Here is a 17,392-nt window from a genome sequence, read left to right as displayed (position 1 = left end):
CGGGTTGCAAAATAAAAAAACCACGGAATACGCTTCCATGGTTTTATGCTTTTCTAAAATGGTGCGAGGAAAGGGACTTGAACCCTCACTGGAGATAAGTTCCAACAGGCCCCTCAAACCTGCGCGTCTGCCAATTCCGCCATCCTCGCATAGATATGGACTGGTTAAACGACCAGCCCGTGACCTTATTTATTATAAACGGTCTTAGCTCATAATGCAAGCATTTTTTAATTTTTCTTTGATATAAAAATCCAGACAGCTTTTGAGCTCATCCAGGGTGCCGTTGTTGTAGAGAATGGTGTCCGCCAGCTTCATCTTTTTTTCATCCGGCATCTGGATGTCGATTTTCTTTTTTGCCAGGCCCTGATCCACGCCGTCCCGCTGCATAATGCGCTTAAGCCTTGTCTCCTCGTCGGTCACCACCAGCAGGACTTCGTCAACCTCGCCGCGCTGTCCGGCCTCGATGAGCAGCGGGCAGTCGTAGATGACCAGCGGCCTTCCGTTTTGCCTCAGCCGGTCCAGGCTGGCGTGGTACAGATCCTTGATGGCCGGGTGCAGAATGCTGTTCAGCCGGTCCCGCGCCGCGTCGTCGTCGCAGATAAGCCCGCCCATGCGGCTGCGGTTCAGACTGCCGTCGGGCAGGATAACCTCCGGCCCGAAGGCGGCCTCGATCTGCCGCATGCCGGGGCTGCCCGGCAGCACGGCCTCTCTGGAAAGCAGGTCGGCGTCGATGACCGGCAGGCTGTAGTCCTCCCTGAAAATGGCGGAGACCGTCGATTTTCCCGAGGCGATGCCTCCGGTTAATCCGATAATTTTCATTGGCTTGCTCCTTTCAGAAAGCCAACCCGTACCGTCGCGGTACGGGTTGGCTCTGTTTGCTCTATTTAACCGCGTACCAGGAATCCCCGGCATGGGCGTCCACGGTCAGCGGCACCTTGAGGTCCACAGCGTTTTCCATTTCCTCTACCAGCAGCTGCATAACGGTTTCCTGCTCAGCCTTTGGCGTGTCGATGATGAGCTCATCGTGCACCTGGAGGATCAGCTCAGATTTCAGTCCCTCTCGCTCCAGTCGGTCGTAGACCTTGATCATGGCGATCTTGATGATGTCGGCGGCGGCGCCCTGGATCGGGGTGTTCAGCGCCATGCGCTCCCCGGCCTGCACCAGCATGCGGTTCCGGGAATTAATCTCGGTGATGTAGCGCCTGCGCCCCCAGATGGTGGTCACATAGCCCTTTTCCTTGGCCTCTGCTTTGATATTCTCCATGTATTCCAGCACCTTGGGGTATCTGGAGAAATACAGGTCGATGTAGGACTGGGCCTCATTCCGGGTGATGCCCAGGTCCTTACCCAGGCTGAAGGCCTGCTTGCCGTAGATCAGGCCGAAATTGATGGCCTTGGCGTGACTGCGCTGCTCTCTGGTCACCGCGTCCATGGGCACGTTAAAAATTTCGGAGGCCGTGCGGGTGTGGATGTCCTGGTTTTTCACAAAGGTGTCGATGAGGTTTTCGTCCCCGGACAGGTGGGCCAGCACACGCAGCTCGATCTGGGAGTAGTCGGCATCCACCAGCACCCGGTCCTGCGCTGAGGGCACAAAGACCTTTCGGATTTCCCGGCCCATCTCGGTCTTGACTGGAATGTTCTGGAGGTTGGGGTCGGAGGAACTCAGACGCCCGGTGGCTGTGACCGTCTGGTTAAAGGTGGAGTAGATCTTGTGGGTTTTGGGGTCTACCAGCTTGATCAGGCCCTTGCCGTAGGTGGAATCCAGCTTGGAAATCATGCGGTAATCAATGATTTTCTGGATAATGGGGTGGAACAGCACCAGCTGGTCTAACACCTCGGCGTTGGTGGAATAGCCCGTCTTGGTCTTTTTGACCACGGGCAGCTTGAGCTTGTCAAAAAGGATCGTACCCAGCTGCTTGGTAGAGTTGATATTAAAGTCGTCCTCCTCGGCCAGCTCGTAAATTTCCGCGGTCAGGGTCTCGATCTTTTTCTCAAACTCAACAGACAGTTCCTCAAGCTGGTGGATATCCACCTTAAAGCCCAGTTCTTCCATGGAAGCCATGATTTTGAGCAGGGGCAGCTCGATGTTCTGGAACAGGCCGGTCATGCCGTCGGCTTCGATCTTATCGGCCAGGGGCTTTTCGAGCCGGTGGATCACCTCGCAGTTTTTGACCATAAAGGCGGCCAGCCGGGCGCTCTCCATGTCCTCTGCCCGCACCAGGGTCTTGCCCTTACCAAAGAAGTCCTCCTCGCTCTGGACGGTGTCACCCAGGTATTTCATGGCAACGGTCTGGAGATCATAGCGCTGGTCGGACGGGTTCAGCAGATAGGCGCCGATGTAGGTGTCAAAAGTGTAGTTGACAATGACCGAGCACTGGCTGTGGTAAATATGGGTCAGGTTCTTGAGGTCATGCCCAACGGTCTGCAGGCTGTCGGCCTCTGGGATTTCACCGAGACCGCTGAAAAAGGCCGAGACCATGGCGGGCTTTTCCACAAAGTAATACACGCCGCCGATATAGGCGGCCACCCAGACGCGGTCGTCCTCGCGGTAGGCGTAAACCGTCAGCTTCAGCTCTCTGGCCAGGCGGTTCATGACCGTGATCATCTCTGTGGTGGTGCCGATGATGGTGTACTGGATATCGCTGGCCGCCACCGCTTCGTCGCCCTCGCCGTCATCAGGCAGAATTTTATTGAGGATGGACTTAAACTCCAGGTCCTTGAGCATTTCGACGCTCTCCTCGGTAAAGATCGGCTTAAAGGCCAGATCGTCAAGGCACAGGTCCAGGGGCACATCCAGGCAGATGGTGCCCAGAAAACGGCTCGCAAAGGCCGATTCCTTGCCGGTTTCCAGCTTTTCCTTCTGCTTGCCCTTGAGGTCGTCGATGTGTTCGTACAGGGTGTCGATGTTGTGGTATTCCTTGATGAGCTTGATGGCCGTCTTCTCGCCCACGCCGGCCACACCCGGGATATTGTCGGAGGGGTCGCCCATGAGGGCCTTGACATCAATAAGCTCCTTGGGCGTCACGCCGTAGCGCTCCATAATGTAGGCGTCGTCCACGGTGGCAAACTGGGTGCCGCTTCGGGTAGCGGTGTAGAGCACGTTGACGTAGTCATCCACCAGCTGAAAGGAATCCTTATCCCCTGTGATAATCTGGGTTTTAGTCTCTCTGGCTTCGCCCTGCTTGGAGAGGGTGCCGATGATGTCGTCGGCCTCGTAGCCCTCTTTTGTGATCATGGGAATCCCCATTTTGCCGAGCAGCTCCTTGAGCAGGTCCATCTGCACCTGCAGATCCTCGGGCATTTTATCGCGGCCGCCCTTATATTCCGCATACTCCTTGTGCCTGAAGGTCGGGGTGCTCAGGTCAAAGGCCACGGCCAGATAGTCGGGCTTGTACTCATTCTGGATTTTGACCAGCACGTTGACAAAGCCGTAGATGGCGTTGGTCGGCACGCCCTTGGAATTGGACATTTCCCGCACGCCGTAAAACATGCGGTAGACCAGACTGTTTCCGTCGATTAAGATACTTTTTTTATTCACGTGAATCCTCCATGGATTTATTTTTGGTCGATGATCCCGTATCGCTGCCATACGGGTTGAGGGGTTGGGGTGAAATTTGGACTCGTTCTTCGGAGCACAGACTCCTCGGAAATTCTTTTTTCCTTTCAGGAAAATTTCCTCGTCCTCTGCGTTCGCTTCGTTGCCGGGCAACTGCTTACGCTCCTTTGCCCTGCCAAATTTCCTTTGGAAATTTGGACTCGTTCTTCGGAGCACAGACTCCTCGGAAATTCTTTTTTCCTTTCAGGAAAATTTCCTCGTCCTCTGCGTTCGCTTCGTTGCCGGGCAACCGCTTACGCTCCCTTGCCCTGCCAAATTTCCTTTGGAAATTTGGACTCAGCTTCATTATACCAAAAGCGGCTTAAATGTACAGGGATTGGGGACTAAAAAAAGTCCATTCTTTGGCGAATGGACTTTTCCTTCTTTAATTATTCAGATGGCCCAGTCCTCGCTTTGCTGCTGGCGCTCGACCATGTGGCGGTACAGGCCGCCTTGTTCCATGAGGGCTTTGGGCGTTCCCTGCTGGGCGACCCGGCCGTTTTCCAGCACGACGACTTTGTCGGCTCCGGCCACGGTGCGCATGCGGTGGGCGATGATGAGTACAGTTTTGTTTTTAACCAGGTTGGAGATGGCCCGCTGGATCTGAGACTCATTTTCGACGTCCAGTGAGGCGGTGGCTTCGTCCAGCAGGATAATCGGCGCGTCTTTTAAAAGCGCCCGGGCGATGGAGATGCGCTGGCGCTCCCCGCCGGACAGGACGGAGCCGTTCTCGCCGATTTTGGTCTGGTAGCCGTCGGGCATCTTCATGACAAAGGCGTCGCACTGGGCGGCCCGGGCTGCTTCCAGTACTTCCTCGTCGGTGGCGTCTCTCCGGCCGATCCGGATGTTTTCGAGCACGGTATTGTTAAAAAGCACCACGTCCTGAAAAACAATGGAAAAGTTTTTCAGCAGCGTTTCAGGCTCGACAGCGCTGATGTCTGTGCCGCCTACGGTGATCCGCCCTTTCTGGATATCCCAGAAGCGGGCGGCCAGCTTGGCCGCGGTGCTCTTACCGCCCCCGGAGGGCCCCACCAGTGCGGTGACCTGCCCCTGGCAGGCGGTGAAGGAGACGTCCTGGAGCACGGTTTCGCCGCTGTTATAGGCAAATCCCACCTGGTCAAAGGCAATGTCGTAGCCCTGGTAGTCTGCCTGCTCGTCGCCCGTCTGGACGGGCTGTTCCTCGATCTCCTTCATGCGTTCCACGGTCAGCATGGTCGCGTAAATGGCCGCCAGGTTTACCAGCGCGCCGGACAATGGGTCGAAGACGCGGGTCGCGGCGATCAAAAACACCAGAAAGGTCAGGAAATCGGTCTGGCCGCTGACCAGCAGCACGGATCCCGCAAGCACCACGGTGGCAATGCCCACGCGCAGCAGCATCTGGGAGGTCACCACGAACATGGCTGTGTTGAGCTCGGCCTTGATCTGGATTTTCTCATTTTTGTCCAGCAGGTCATCGAGCTGTTTCAGGTAACGGCTGCTCTGGTTGTTGGCCTTGATTTCCCTTACGGTTTCAATACATTCCTGAATGCTGTCGGCACAGTCCAGCTTTACCCGGTTGTGCTCACGGCCCACCTTGTGCTGCCGCGCTCTGCTCAGCGCCATGATGATGAGCACTGCCGGCAGCACCCACAGCAGCGCCATGGCCATGCGCCAGTCCATGATAATGAGCCCGATACCGGCCAGAATAACCGAGGCCACCGCCGCGATAAATTCCGGAATGTAGTGGGAAAAGGCGGTTTCCATGGCGGCGCAGTCAGCCATGATGGTGGTGGTCAGGTCGGACAGGTCACGCCTGCCAAAAAAGGACAGGGGCAGGCGGCGCAGCTTCTCGGCCAGGCGGATACGCATATTCGCGCTCTCGGCGTAGGAGGCCAGGAAGGTCTTGTTGTACTGGATGTACTCAAAGATAAAGATCAAAGCCAGAATGATCACTGAGCCGCCGATATAAAACCACAGGCTGGGCGCCGGAGCGCTCCCCCCGATCAGCGGTGAGATCAGCTCTGTGGCAACCAGGTATAAAAGGCCGATGGGCAGCATGAGAACCACATCGGTGAGGGTACAGGCGAATACCGCCTTGACAAGATCCCTTGCGCCCTGCTGGCTCAGGGCAAACTTTTTCTGAAAATATGCGGTCATCAGGCCGCCTCCTTTCCGGTTATCTTCCAGGCTTCTGTGCTCTGGTATTCCTTCCACATGGCAGCGTAGGTGCCGCCCTGCTCAAGCAGCTCTTCATGGGTGCCCTGCTCGGTTATCCGGCCATTTTCCATGACCAGAATGCAGTCGGCATGCCGCACGGTGGTCAGCCTGTGGGCAATCATGAGGACGGTTTTTCCCCTTGTCAGCGCCTCAAAGGCTTTCTGGATCTGGTACTCGTTCTCGGGATCGGCAAAGGCGGTGGCCTCGTCCAGGAGCACGATGGGCGCGTCCTTCAGAATCGCGCGCGCCAGAGCGATGCGCTGGGCCTCGCCGCCGGACAGGTAGACGCCTTTGGTGCCCACAACGGTGTCGATGCCCTGGGGCAGCTTTTCAAAAATATCCTCGCACTGGGCCGCGCGGGCGGCGGCCAGCACAGCCTCTGCCGGCGCGTCGGGCCGGGCACTGCGGATGTTCTCGAGCAGGCTGGCCTTTTGCAGCCTTGTGTTCTGGAAGACAAAGGACACCTGGTCCATGAGGTTCGCAGTCGCGATCTGGCGCACGTCCACGCCTCCGACGCAGACACGCCCCTCCTGCACATCCCAGAAGCGGGGAATCAGGCTGGCCGCAGTGGTCTTTCCGCCGCCGGAGGGGCCCACCAGAGCCACAGTAGCCCCTTCGGGTATCTCAAAGCTGACGCCGTCGATGGCCGGGCTGTCACTGCCGGAATAGGTGAAACGCACCTGATCAAAGACAATGCCGGCTCCTCTTGGTTTGACCGGCGTTTCAGGCTCCTCGAGGGGCTTTTCAAGGAGTATCGTCTCAATACGCCTTGCCGCATCGCGGGCCATCAGGGCGTTTTCCCCGGAGAACATGATCCGCGTCATCATCACGGTCACGATGGGGGTAAACAGGATGTAAAAAATGAAATTCAGTAAAAAGGTCTTGTAATCCACAGCGCTGGCGATCAGCAGAATGCCTGCCGGGATCAGAAAAGCGAAAACACCGTTGACCGATACGGTAAAGCCGCACATGGGAATACGGCATTTGAGGGTATAGTCCACCGCCCAGGCGCTGTAGCGCTTGATGGCGGCGTGAAAATTCTTAAAGGAGTAGACGCTCTGCTGGAAGGTCTTGACCACCGGGATCCCCCGCACGTACTCCACCGCCTCTGAGTTCATGTCCTCAAGGGCGTTCTGGTACTGCTGCATGGACGTGTTCATGCTGGTGCCCATCATCCGCGTCAGGATAATGAAGCCGATGACCATGGGCACCAGGCTCACCAGGCCCAGACGCCAGTCAAAAACGAGCAAAATGGCCAGCATGGCAAAGGGCGTGACAATGGCGCCCGCCAGGTCGGGCAGCATGTGGGCCAGGAAGCCCTCGGTCTGCCCTGCGCTCTCGTCAATGATACGGCGGAGCCTGCCACTGCTGTTCTGGTTAAAATAGCCCAGGGGCAGGCGGACAATGTGGTGCAGCGCCTCGCTGCGCATGTTGCGCGCGGTTCTGAACGCGGCCAGGTGCGAGCACATCAGGGCTGCAAAATAGACAATGATTCCCGCCAGGGCAAAACCCACGGCCATCCAGCCATAGTAGCTCAGATTCTGGGCCTGCCCCACATCGGGCAGCACCGCAAAGATTTCCCTTACCACCTGCCAGATACAGATAAAGGGCATCAGCACCAGAACCGCGCTGATTCCGGATAAAATACAGGCGCAGACGGACAGGGCCTTATATTTTCCCGCGTAGGAAAACAGCCCCCGCCGGGCCTCTTTTTGTGGTTGCATCATATCACCTCTGTTTCTCTTTTTTAGTTAGTTTTAGCTAACTGTAAGAAACAGTTTACCCCTTACCCGCCTTTGTCTCTACCCCGGGCAGGCGGAATGCTCCATCCGGTCAATTATTTTTCCGGTACTCGAGGGGCAGGGCGCCCAGCTGTTTTCTGAAAGCGTCGGAGAATTTGCTGGGGTTCTCATAGCCCACGCTGTTGGCGATTTCCAGGACGCTCTTATCCGTCTCTCTGAGCATCCGGGCGGCCACATGGAGACGGTACTCCCTGCGCCAGGTGTTGATGGGTTTGCCGTACACAGCCCGGAAGCAGTTCTTCATGGTGGTCATGCCAATGTCAAAACGTTTTGACAGCTCCTCAAGGGTAATGCTGCGGTCCAGTTTTTGGGTGAGGACATCGTGTATCTGCTCGACCACCCGGGCCTGCCTGGCGGACAGGTACTGCCGCCGGTCCGCGCTGCTGTCAAAGGGCGTAATGCTCAGAAACAGCAGCAGCTCCAACACCTTGATCCTGAAATAGCCCTTCTGTATCCTCGGGTCGACGTGGTAGAGCTCATCGAAAATGTGCTCGATCTCCTTGGTGGCCCGCAGCACAAAGCAGCCCTCGTTTCCCGAGAGCTTCTGCCTCAGCCGGTTCAGGTCGATCTCGATGCCCTCCAGCACGCAGGAGAGGTGCTGCTGGGCATGGGCGATGTCGATGAGAATCTCGATGCCGTTGTAATAGCCCAGGGGAAAGCGGGAGGCGTCGCAGGGAAAATCCCAGCCTGTGATGGCCAGGTCCCCCTCGCTGAGATAGGCGAAATGGTTCCGGCCGAACTGGCATTCGTAACGGCCCTTGCGGCAGTGGTTTATCTCCAGGAAATTGGAGCCGGGCCGGTTGCCGGGCTCGCTGCACCGAAAAGCCTGAAAATCATTGTAATAAAGCTCCACCCCGTCAAAAACCGGGTAACAGACCATGATCCCGTCACCGTCGCCGCAGTTCATGCGGTAGATGGTTTTTTCAGCGTCCCGCTGGAGAACCTCGATATATTCACAGTATGGTTTTTCGCACTCTAGCTTCATCCTTTCACCTGCCTTTAGTTATATTCATCTAACTTTGTTTGTATACATTATAGCATCCCGGCACTTTGATGGCAAGCCTGTAAAAAAGCCGCTCCCCCAGGAGGGCAGCGGCTCAAAAAATCAGAGAACCCGTATCACGGTGATACGGGTTCTCCATTCGGGGTTTTATATTCAGCATTAGAAGGAACACTTCGAGGGAAGATGCGGCGCCAGAATTTTCTTCTGGGCTTCTGTGATTTCCGGGGTCTGGTACTGGCCCAGACGGTCCTCGATCTCCCGCTTTACCTTGAGGCGGATATCGGTTTTCTCTGGGCTGATGTCCTGGGAAACACCGTATTTGCTGAAGATTTTGGTGAGGTAGTGGTCTTTTCTGTAGGCGGACGGGGTCTTGCCCTGGAGGAAGGTATTCTTTTCCTGGGCATCTGTCAGGCTTTTCATCAGCTTGGGATCAAGCTTCAGATTGACGCCCTTCAGGGCGCGGTTGACATTGCGCATCATTTCCTCGTCCAGGATGAGCTTTTCAAAGCTGCCGCAGTACCAGGCGGACATAAGGCCCGGATAGCACCAAACCTCATTGATTTCGGAGGCGTAATAGGGCAGCAGCGTAGTCAGCATGCTCTCTGCTCCGGCCTGGTAATCCACCTTGGCGGAGTCGGACAGGGCGCCGCAGATTGTGCAGCCGATCTGCATGTATTTGGCGAACTCATAGAGCATCCCCTCAATATAGACACATTCCACGGTCCCGTAGGCCGGCTGGATGCTGCGCATGTCGGTCGCGCCTGAGCAGGAGCAGATGGAGACGTCGATCCCCGGTGAGAGCAACTGCGCGTACACGATGCCGGCCAGTGAGATGGCCACATCGTGGATCACCAGACCCAGCAGGCTTGCCGGCCCGGTCAGCCCGGTCAGGCTGCAGGGGCAGAGGATAATGTTCTGCTTTTCCTCGATGGCGGCGGTTAAGTTGTCAAGACATTCCCAGTCGTAGGCAAGGGGTGACATCGGGCAGATGGACTGTCCCATGACAGGCTCGTCCCATACGTCATAAAACTCACGGATAAGGTGGATGGATTTGCGCGCGCTCTGGTACAGGTTTCCGTCCTTTGAGTTCTGCGCCGTGGCCCGGATTCCAACAGAAGGCCATTTGTCGCTGTAGCGGAGCAGCATGGCGATCTGGCCAACGTACAGGTCATCGGCGTCGTTGTCCACAGGGTCAATGACACAGGGGCTCGCGCACTCGTAAAGGTCTGAGGTCTGGGTGAGCTTATACATTTTCACAACGTCATCCACTGTGCCGCTCCGGTACGCGCCGGTCTCGTCATCCAGGATGGTGGGCACCATGCCGAAGGGCGAGGTCGCCGTGATCCGCTTTGGCCCCTGGTTTTCGTAATCATATTTCGGAAGGCTTTCCAGACAGCGTTCCAGAAGCGTCTGGGGGATATAGGCCTTGTCGCCCTCGATCTTCGCGCCGTTTTCCTCAAGGAGCTTCAACGCTTTTTCTGTTCCGAAGGTGATGCCGATTTTTTCTAAAATCTCAATGACCTTTTCATAAATTGTTTCCAAATCCTTTTTTTCGAGAATGTGACTCATTTTTATAACTCCTTATAGGTATTCACCAATGTATTTTTTCGAGCGCGCCCTGCCGTATTCTGTGATGACATAGGTCGATTCCAGAAAGCCGTCCGGGCGTTCCACTGTGTTTGTAATCTCCACAAGGCCCGTCCCCTTAAGAGACATGAGCTGAGCGTCGATTTCCTTTTCGTTACACTGCTTCTCACCCTCGTAAATGGGTGCGATCCGCTCGTAAACCTGCTGTGGATTCAGCCCCTCTGGGCTATCAATAACCTGCTTGATAATATTAAAGCGCATGGGCATAATAATTGCCATTTCTATTTCCCCCTAACTGATATCTCTTAATGAAAGCAGCTCTGACGGCTTGCCGACGACCATGATCGCACCGGAGAGCAGAACAATGATTCCAATGATAAAGGTCGCGGTGATTGAGCTCCCGAGGAAAATCACGGACAGCACTGCCGAAACCAGCGTGTAGATAATATTGAGCGACATGCCCCGCGACGCGCCGCAGACGTTATTACACTTGTAATAGTAAAAATATCCGATCCCTGCGCCAAATCCGGCGATGGCGATAAACACAAAGGCCATGCTGGGCAGTGTGGAAAACAATAAGCCAAAGGCTTTCAGATTAAAGCCGCTGGCGACAAAGGGCAGCACGAACAAAAACATGGTGCCTGACGCAAACTGGCGGATACCAAGGGCGATTTCAGGATCGACAAAATCCATTCCGGAGCAGGAGATAATGCCTTCAAGCGACCAGCCCACAGAGGCGATGACCGCACAGGCGATGCCCAGATAAAAGTTCGGGTAGGCATCCCCCGACGGCGGCGCCCAGCTGACCGTAATGGCCCCGGCGACGCACAGCAGAATACCGCACCAGCCACGCCGAGAAATCTTTTCCTTTAAAAAGATACGGGACAGCACTGCGCCGATGGCCGGGAAGGTCGCGCTGATGGCTACCGGATATACCGGGCCGGCAAAGTAAACGCCCAGCGTAAAGCCTGCCATGGCGATGAGCCCTCCAAAGAGTGAGGCCAGCAGAATAAAACGGCCGGGTTTTGTTTTGACAGAGCGGATATACTCCTTACCCTTTCCGTTTTTCAGGTTCGGGATTAAAACCCATACCCCGGATGAAAAGTCCTGAAGGCAGCCTACGATCATCGGGATCGCACACAGGCCCAGCACCGCACCGCTGCTCAGTGGCTCGGTGCCCATACCCAGCGTCTGGAACATCGGGCTGATACCGTACAGAAGCCCCCCCATGAGTCCCCAGAGCAGTCCCTTTTTTGCAATGGAAAGATTTTTCTGATACAATTTTTCCTTAACGTCCATTTTTCTCCTCCTATTATTTTGAAAAGCGCCTTTTCCGTTTGATATTATCGTGATAATATCAATTAACTAATCTAATATTATCATGATAATATTAGATTGTCAACAAAAAAGAAAATCCTTAAATATTCGATTCCTTTCTCTTGTTGCATGCCCGCACCTCGGCGAAGTCCGACGGCACATACACCCGCACCTCGGCAAACAGTTTTCCGTACTCATCATAATACTGCTCGGACACCTTTAGCAGCACCTCGTCCGAAAAAATCTCCAGGGCGTCACAGACCGCCTCGTTGTCAACAGACACCTCGAGGGTCATTTTCTTCGTCTCCGCGAGCGACAGGATATCCTCGGCGTGGGTCCGGTAATAGGCGCGGGTCTTTTCCGTATTCTTTTCACCGGGCAGGGTGTGCCGGAAGGCGATCCGCACCTGCTCGAGGGCGATCCACTCGTCGTCATCGTTGGCGTAGCGCCTGGTCATCTCAAATACATTGACGCCGTCTCTCTCGCCGAAGGCCGCGTCCAGAATCTCCTCCGCCGAAATGTAGGTATTGAGCACATTGGACAGGCTGTAGCTGAAATGGTATACGCCCCGCTCTGCCGCCTTTACAAAATATCCCACCCGCGGTCTGGACTCGATATAGTTTTCCTCAATAAGGTTCGACAGCGCCTTGCGCAGCGTTACCTTGCTGACATTGTACTGTGCACACAGGCTGTTCTCGCTTTCCAGCTTATAGCCCTCGGGGTAAACGCCCCGCTCGATCTTCTTCTTGAGATCATTCTGTACGCCCTTATAAAGCTTTGTTTCCATTATCTGCTCCATTCTGCACTGAGTTTTACATGCTTCGCGTTATAAAAGGTTTCGCAATAGCCCACCACCCCAAGCTCAATATCGGTCAGGAGCTGAGAAACCATGAGGATTCCGCCGCCCTCGTCCATTCCAAGCTGCCCGGCGGTCTCCTGCCCCGCGGTCTGCGGCGTGACCTTCAAATCAATCTGAACCGAGTAGGGCGAGACACGGTCTGCCAGAATCTCGACAAAGTCTCTGGCCTCCAGCTCTTTCTCGATCAGCGGAAAGCCCGGGTAGTAGGGAATGTATTTTATATCATAACCGATGGGCTGTTTCTTTTCATAGAGCACACGCCTGATTCTGAGCACGCGCGTGTTGGGGTGGATCTTCAGGGTATAGACCAGGTCCTTTGTCGATTCGATCACATCGACATCCACAATGCGGATCTGGTCGATCGCTGCGGTCTCAAAGCTGACCTCGTTAAAAGTCAGGCGGTAGTCGCTGCCGTTTGTTTTCCGGACAAAGTGTCCCTTTCCCTGAACCAGATAGACCAGGCCGTCACGCACCAGCATTTCCAAAGACTTTCGCACGGTCAGCCGGCTCACATTGTAAGTTTCGCACAGGGCGGCCTCTGAGGGAATGGGGTCGTTGGGCTTTAAAACCTCCAGGCTGATCTTTTCCTTTATATCATTTGCTATTTTTTCATAAATCGGTATATCCATTATTTATAACCATTCTCCGCCCATTCGAGGCAATATTCCAGACCTCTTCCTGAGTTTTTGACATAGGCGTCCGCGTAGGCCCCGGCGCTCTCCTGCTCTTTCTGCATGAGTCCGCCCCCGACGATAATCTTGAGCCCGTCGCGCAGGCCCGCGTCATCAATCATCTTCAGTGTTTTTTTAACCTCCGCGGCGGCCGTGGTCAGCAGGCCGCTGAAGCCCAGGATCTCGGGGCGGGCTTCTTTTATTTTTTCGATAAAAACCTCAGGCAGCACGTCCACGCCCAGGTCGATGACGTTAAAGCCGTTAACACAGGCCAGGCCGATGAAAATATCCTTGCCGATATCGTGCAGATCGCCGTGGATGGTCCCGATCAGAATGGTTCCCCGGCTGCCGGGGGCCTCCTTCTGATCCGCCGCGCTGCGCTTGTCCAGCTTCATGACCTCTTTAAAAATAATGCCGGCCATGATCAGATCACCGATGAAGTACTCCTCTTTTTCAAACAGCTCGCCCACGTTGTCCATTCCATTCTGGAGGTACTCCGCGATGTCGCTCATGGGCACGCCTGCGCCGAGGGCTTTTTCTACCAGGCGGATGGTCTTTTTTTCATTCAGGTCTGTGACGCTTTTAATGATGTTTGTTTTTATTTTTTCTCTCGAAATATCTGTATTCATTTTAAATCACCTTTACGCCTAGTATAACTGATTGGCTTTAAAAATACAACTCTGAACACCGCTCCGGCACTTTCCAAAAAATAAAAAATGCCAGACCTGTTGTCTGACTTAATACAAATTCCTAAGTGGTGCCCAGAGGCGGAATCGAACCACCGACAGGCCTTCTTTTCTGGCGGATGCCTGTTACACGCTCTCGCTTTTTCGTCTGAGCGGCCTATATGGTCTGTCTTTCCCAACAAATAAAAAACGCCAGACCTGCTGTCTGACTTAAAACATATTCCTGAGTGGTGCCCAGAGGCGGAATCGAACCACCGACACGAGGATTTTCAGTCCTCTGCTCTACCGACTGAGCTATCTGGGCTTATTGATTTTAAAAAGAAACTGGTGGGCCCTCAGGGACTTGAACCCTGGACCTGCCGGTTATGAGCCGGATGCTCTGACCAACTGAGCTAAAGGCCCTTGATAATCGTTCAGATAAAAAAATGGTCGAGGTGAGAGGATTCGAACCTCCGGCCCCATGGTCCCAAACCATGTGCGCTACCAAACTGCGCTACACCTCGAAACAGAACTCTTACATTATATGATCTTTAAGACTTAATGTCAAGCACTTTTTAAAACTTGTTTTCTAAACCGCGCTGACAGCCGCCGCCTCACTTGACGACTTGCTTATTCTAGCATAATTCTTAAGCTTTCGTCAAGCGTTTTTAACAAAAATTTAAAATAAAAAAACAACCCGTATTATGGCGATACGGGTTGAAGAATATTTACAGGGACGTCTGTTTTAAATCCAGTATTTTATGCGCCACCAGCCATCGCTCAATTTTATTGATGGCGGCCTTGAGCACCAGCATAATGGGATAAATAAGGAACAGCATGGGCAGCAGTACCAGCACAACCTGCCAGTTCGTCGGGTAAAAGGGGATCACCGCGAAGAACGTCGGGAAGAACAGCACCGCGCCCACATAGGCGACTGTCATGGTCCAGAACAGGATGGTCCGCTGGACGTTGAGGGGCTGGCAGACCCCGTAAAGGATAATGAGCCCGGTCACACCGGTCAGCAGACAGGCCATGGTGGACAGCTCGCTGACGCTGAACTGCAGGATATTGCCAATGATCATGACCACCACGATGTTCACCACAATGGTCAGCGCGCCCGGCAGAGCCTTTCTAAGCACAGTCTCCAGGAAATTGCCGGAGAGCCGGTTTTTATTGGGCTCCAGAGCCAGGAAAAAGGCCGGCACTCCGATGGTCACGGTGCTGATCAGGGTGAGCTGGATCGGAACAAAGGGGTAGGCCTCGCTGGCCACGATCACGATGATGGCCAGCAGGAAGGAGTAGATGGTTTTGACCAGGAACAGCGATGCCGCGCGGCTGATATTGTTGATGACCCGGCGACCCTCCATGAGCACCTTGGTCAGGCTGGAGAAATTGGAATCCAGCAGCACCAGCTGTGACACCTGGCGGGCAGCGTCGCTCCCTGCGGCCATGGCGATGCTGCAGTCCGCGTCGCGCAGGGCCAGCACATCGTTGACGCCGTCGCCGGTCATGGCCACCGTATGGCCCGCCGCCTTGAGGGCGTTGACCAGCACCCGCTTCTGACCCGGAGTTACGCGGCCGAAAACCGTGTATTTGAGGGCTGCCGCCGCCACGGCCTCATCGGTCTCGAGGGTGGTGGCGTCCACGCAGTTCTTAGCATCCATCAATCCTGCCCGGCAGGCCACCTCGGACACGGTCAGCGGGTTGTCGCCCGAGATCACCTTGATGGCGACGCCCTGGCCCGCAAAGTATTCCAGGGTTTTTTTGGCCTCCTTGCGGATTTTATCCCCCAGCAGCAAAAACGCAATGACCTGCACATCCCCGGGCAGGCCGCTGTCGCCGGTGAAGGGGCTGTCGGAATGGACGAGCACCAGCACGCGGTTGCCCTCCGCGGCGTAGCCCTCGACCTTATCCCGGTAGGTGTCATAGCCGTCTTTCAGGACAAACTCCGGCGCGCCAATCACGTAGGTTCCCTGCGCCTCAAAGCTGACACCGCTCCACTTGCGGGCCGAGGAAAAGGGCACGGTTTTCACTGCCCGCCATTTGGGGGCCTCGCCGTTAAAGCTGTCCTTCAGAGCCTGGAAGGTGGAGTTGTCATCGGTCAGGGTATTCACCATGGCGCGCAGGGCCTTGGCCGGATCCTTGGCGTTATTGACCAGATCAATGGATTTGACCTCCATGCTGCCCTCGGTGATGGTGCCGGTTTTATCCAGGCAGAGCACATCGACCCGGGCCAGGGTCTCGATGCAGTACAGCTCCTGAACCAGGGTCTTGTAATGCCCGAGCCGGATAACCCCCACCGCCAGGGCCACGCTTGTCAGAAGCACCAGCCCCTCGGGGATCATGCCGATCAAAGCCGCTACGGTGGTGACAATGGCGTGATTGACGCCCAGGTTCAGCCCGAAGATCTGCCGCAGCAGAAGCAGGACGCCGATGGGCACAATGGTGATCCCGATCACCTTCATGATCAGGTTTAAAGCCCGCATGATCTCTGAGTTGGGCCTGCGCATCTGCTTGGCCTGGGCGGCGATTTTGGTGGCGTAGTTGTCCTCGCCCACCTTATCCACCTGCACGTAGGCCTGTCCGGCCACCACAAAGCTGCCGGACAGCAGGGTGTCGCCCGCCTTTTTGACAATGGCGTCGGATTCTCCTGTGAGCAGGGACTCATTGACCTCAATTTCACCGCTCAGCACCGTGGAATCCGAGGGAATCTGCTTGCCGGAGCTCAGGATCAGGATATCGCCGAGGACGATCTCCTCCACGGTGATCTCCTTCTCCTTTCCCTCCCGAAGCACCCGCACATGGGGCTGGGAAATGAGCGAGAGCTTGTCGATGGTCCGTTTGGCCTTGACCTCCTGGATAATGCCGATGACAGTATTAATGACCACAATATTGATAAACAGCGCATTTTTGTAGGATCCCACCGCAATAACCATTACCGCCAGCACAATATTGAGTAAATTAAAAAGGGTCAGCGTATTGTCCTTTACGATCTGGCCCACGGTTTTTGTCTGGGATTCAGGCTGCTGATTATTGAGACCCTTTTCTCGAAGCTCAGCTACCTGCTGTTCGGTGAGGCCGGTAGCTGACGATGGGTTAAAGGCGTTCATTTCCATTGCGAACCTCTCTTGTTTTGTAATAGGTTAATAGTAACACCTTTTTCTTAAAAGAAAGTCAGGTTATCAAACGTTGGGGCAAATAAAAAACCGCTGAACCTGCTTTCGCAGGCTGAGCGGTATTTTATTATTGTAGTTTTTCCCGTACGATCTGATTAACCAGTTTTCCGTCGGCCAGTCCTTTGACCTTCGGCATTAATGCACCCATAATTTTGCCCATGTCCTTTGCACTTTCAGCTCCGGTTTCTTTAATGGTTTCGTCAACAATCGCTTCAATCTCTTCTTGAGTTAATTGTTTAGGAAGGTAAGCTTCGATGACACGCATCTCTGCTTCTGTTTGTGCGATTAAATCGTCTCGTTCGGCTTTTTTAAATTCGTCTAAGGCATCCCGACGCTGTTTCATTTGCTTGGCGATGATTTCCTGAATCTCAGCATCGCCCAGCTCAACCTTATCGTCCTTTTCGACCTGTAAGATGGCGGCGCGAATCATCGTAACCGTTGATTTCTTCACCGTATCCTTGGCCTTCATGGAAGCCTTTAAGTCAGCCAGCAGTTGTTCCTTTAATGCCAACTAATGCCAC

The 17,392-nt window shown here is 54.7% G+C and carries 13 protein-coding genes and 4 tRNA genes; all 17 read right to left on the bottom strand.

Annotated features, from left to right (window positions below):
• Positions 1 to 59: 59 nt before the first annotated feature.
• Positions 60 to 149, bottom strand: a tRNA-Leu gene (locus I2B62_RS07790).
• Positions 150 to 204: 55 nt separating this feature from the next.
• Complete coding sequence (gene coaE / locus I2B62_RS07785; protein WP_195268415.1) at positions 205 to 819, bottom strand: dephospho-CoA kinase; 615 nt, start codon at positions 817 to 819, stop codon at positions 205 to 207.
• A gap of 61 nt (positions 820 to 880) precedes the next feature.
• Entirely contained in the window at positions 881 to 3,538 is a 2,658-nt protein-coding gene (gene polA, locus I2B62_RS07780; RefSeq protein ID WP_195268414.1) for a DNA polymerase I, read from the bottom strand.
• A gap of 450 nt (positions 3,539 to 3,988) precedes the next feature.
• Positions 3,989 to 5,731 (bottom strand): ABC transporter ATP-binding protein, encoded by a 1,743-nt coding sequence (locus tag I2B62_RS07775; RefSeq protein WP_195268413.1) that lies wholly within the window; start codon positions 5,729 to 5,731, stop codon positions 3,989 to 3,991.
• Complete coding sequence (locus tag I2B62_RS07770) at positions 5,731 to 7,518, bottom strand: ABC transporter ATP-binding protein (protein WP_243259445.1); 1,788 nt, start codon at positions 7,516 to 7,518, stop codon at positions 5,731 to 5,733. The genes I2B62_RS07775 and I2B62_RS07770 overlap by 1 nt, the downstream gene beginning before the upstream one ends.
• A 106-nt stretch (positions 7,519 to 7,624) precedes the next feature.
• A complete protein-coding gene (locus I2B62_RS07765; RefSeq protein WP_195268412.1) occupies positions 7,625 to 8,578 on the bottom strand; it encodes an AraC family transcriptional regulator in 954 nt (317 codons plus the stop codon).
• A 177-nt stretch (positions 8,579 to 8,755) separates the two neighbouring features.
• On the bottom strand, positions 8,756 to 10,165 hold the full coding sequence (locus I2B62_RS07760; RefSeq protein ID WP_195268411.1) for a trimethylamine methyltransferase family protein: 1,410 nt from the start codon (positions 10,163 to 10,165) through the stop codon (positions 8,756 to 8,758).
• 12 nt (positions 10,166 to 10,177) lie between these two features.
• Positions 10,178 to 10,462 carry a hypothetical protein gene (locus I2B62_RS07755; RefSeq protein WP_195268410.1) on the bottom strand — a complete coding sequence of 95 codons (285 nt, stop codon included), beginning with the start codon at positions 10,460 to 10,462 and terminating at the stop codon, positions 10,178 to 10,180.
• A 12-nt stretch (positions 10,463 to 10,474) separates the two neighbouring features.
• Positions 10,475 to 11,482 carry a DMT family transporter gene (locus tag I2B62_RS07750; RefSeq protein ID WP_195268409.1) on the bottom strand — a complete coding sequence of 336 codons (1,008 nt, stop codon included), beginning with the start codon at positions 11,480 to 11,482 and terminating at the stop codon, positions 10,475 to 10,477.
• Between the two features lie 118 nt (positions 11,483 to 11,600).
• The gene (locus I2B62_RS07745; RefSeq protein WP_195268408.1) at positions 11,601 to 12,287 is read right to left on the bottom strand and encodes a GntR family transcriptional regulator; all 687 of its coding nucleotides are present in this window, start codon (positions 12,285 to 12,287) and stop codon (positions 11,601 to 11,603) included.
• The gene (locus I2B62_RS07740) at positions 12,287 to 12,988 is read right to left on the bottom strand and encodes a GntR family transcriptional regulator (RefSeq protein WP_195268407.1); all 702 of its coding nucleotides are present in this window, start codon (positions 12,986 to 12,988) and stop codon (positions 12,287 to 12,289) included. Before I2B62_RS07740 ends, I2B62_RS07745 begins: the two co-directional genes overlap by 1 nt.
• Positions 12,988 to 13,659 (bottom strand): cobalamin-dependent protein, encoded by a 672-nt coding sequence (locus I2B62_RS07735; RefSeq protein ID WP_195268406.1) that lies wholly within the window; start codon positions 13,657 to 13,659, stop codon positions 12,988 to 12,990. The genes I2B62_RS07740 and I2B62_RS07735 overlap by 1 nt, the downstream gene beginning before the upstream one ends.
• A 285-nt stretch (positions 13,660 to 13,944) precedes the next feature.
• A tRNA-Phe gene (locus I2B62_RS07730) sits at positions 13,945 to 14,020 on the bottom strand.
• 21 nt (positions 14,021 to 14,041) lie between these two features.
• Positions 14,042 to 14,118 (bottom strand) — tRNA-Ile (locus I2B62_RS07725).
• Between the two features lie 24 nt (positions 14,119 to 14,142).
• Positions 14,143 to 14,219: transfer RNA gene (locus I2B62_RS07720), tRNA-Pro, on the bottom strand.
• 204 nt (positions 14,220 to 14,423) lie between these two features.
• Positions 14,424 to 16,811: a cation-translocating P-type ATPase gene (locus tag I2B62_RS07715; RefSeq protein ID WP_195268405.1), complete on the bottom strand. Its 2,388-nt coding sequence runs from the start codon at positions 16,809 to 16,811 to the stop codon at positions 14,424 to 14,426.
• Between the two features lie 127 nt (positions 16,812 to 16,938).
• Entirely contained in the window at positions 16,939 to 17,382 is a 444-nt protein-coding gene (locus I2B62_RS07710) for a GatB/YqeY domain-containing protein (protein ID WP_195268404.1), read from the bottom strand.
• Positions 17,383 to 17,392: the final 10 nt, after the last annotated feature.

This window comes from Eubacterium sp. 1001713B170207_170306_E7 (assembly GCF_015547515.1).
GTDB lineage: Bacteria > Bacillota > Clostridia > Eubacteriales > Eubacteriaceae > Eubacterium.
Note: the sequence above shows the minus strand (reverse complement) of the source record. Positions and strands in the feature narration are given on the sequence as shown.

Bases quoted from the DNA above. Each gene is read 5' to 3' on its own strand.
- I2B62_RS07755 (WP_195268410.1), bottom strand. From the start codon at position 10,462: ATGGCAATTATTATGCCCATGCGCTTTAATATTATCAAGCAGGTTATT.
- I2B62_RS07740 (WP_195268407.1), bottom strand. From the start codon at position 12,988: ATGGATATACCGATTTATGAAAAAATAGCAAATGATATAAAGGAAAAG.
- I2B62_RS07760 (WP_195268411.1), bottom strand. From the start codon at position 10,165: ATGAGTCACATTCTCGAAAAAAAGGATTTGGAAACAATTTATGAAAAG.
- I2B62_RS07715 (WP_195268405.1), bottom strand. From the start codon at position 16,811: ATGGAAATGAACGCCTTTAACCCATCGTCAGCTACCGGCCTCACCGAA.
- I2B62_RS07775 (WP_195268413.1), bottom strand. From the start codon at position 5,731: ATGACCGCATATTTTCAGAAAAAGTTTGCCCTGAGCCAGCAGGGCGCA.
- I2B62_RS07750 (WP_195268409.1), bottom strand. From the start codon at position 11,482: ATGGACGTTAAGGAAAAATTGTATCAGAAAAATCTTTCCATTGCAAAA.
- coaE (WP_195268415.1), bottom strand. From the start codon at position 819: ATGAAAATTATCGGATTAACCGGAGGCATCGCCTCGGGAAAATCGACG.
- I2B62_RS07765 (WP_195268412.1), bottom strand. From the start codon at position 8,578: ATGAAGCTAGAGTGCGAAAAACCATACTGTGAATATATCGAGGTTCTC.
- I2B62_RS07745 (WP_195268408.1), bottom strand. From the start codon at position 12,287: ATGGAAACAAAGCTTTATAAGGGCGTACAGAATGATCTCAAGAAGAAG.
- I2B62_RS07735 (WP_195268406.1), bottom strand. From the start codon at position 13,659: ATGAATACAGATATTTCGAGAGAAAAAATAAAAACAAACATCATTAAA.
- I2B62_RS07770 (WP_243259445.1), bottom strand. From the start codon at position 7,518: ATGATGCAACCACAAAAAGAGGCCCGGCGGGGGCTGTTTTCCTACGCG.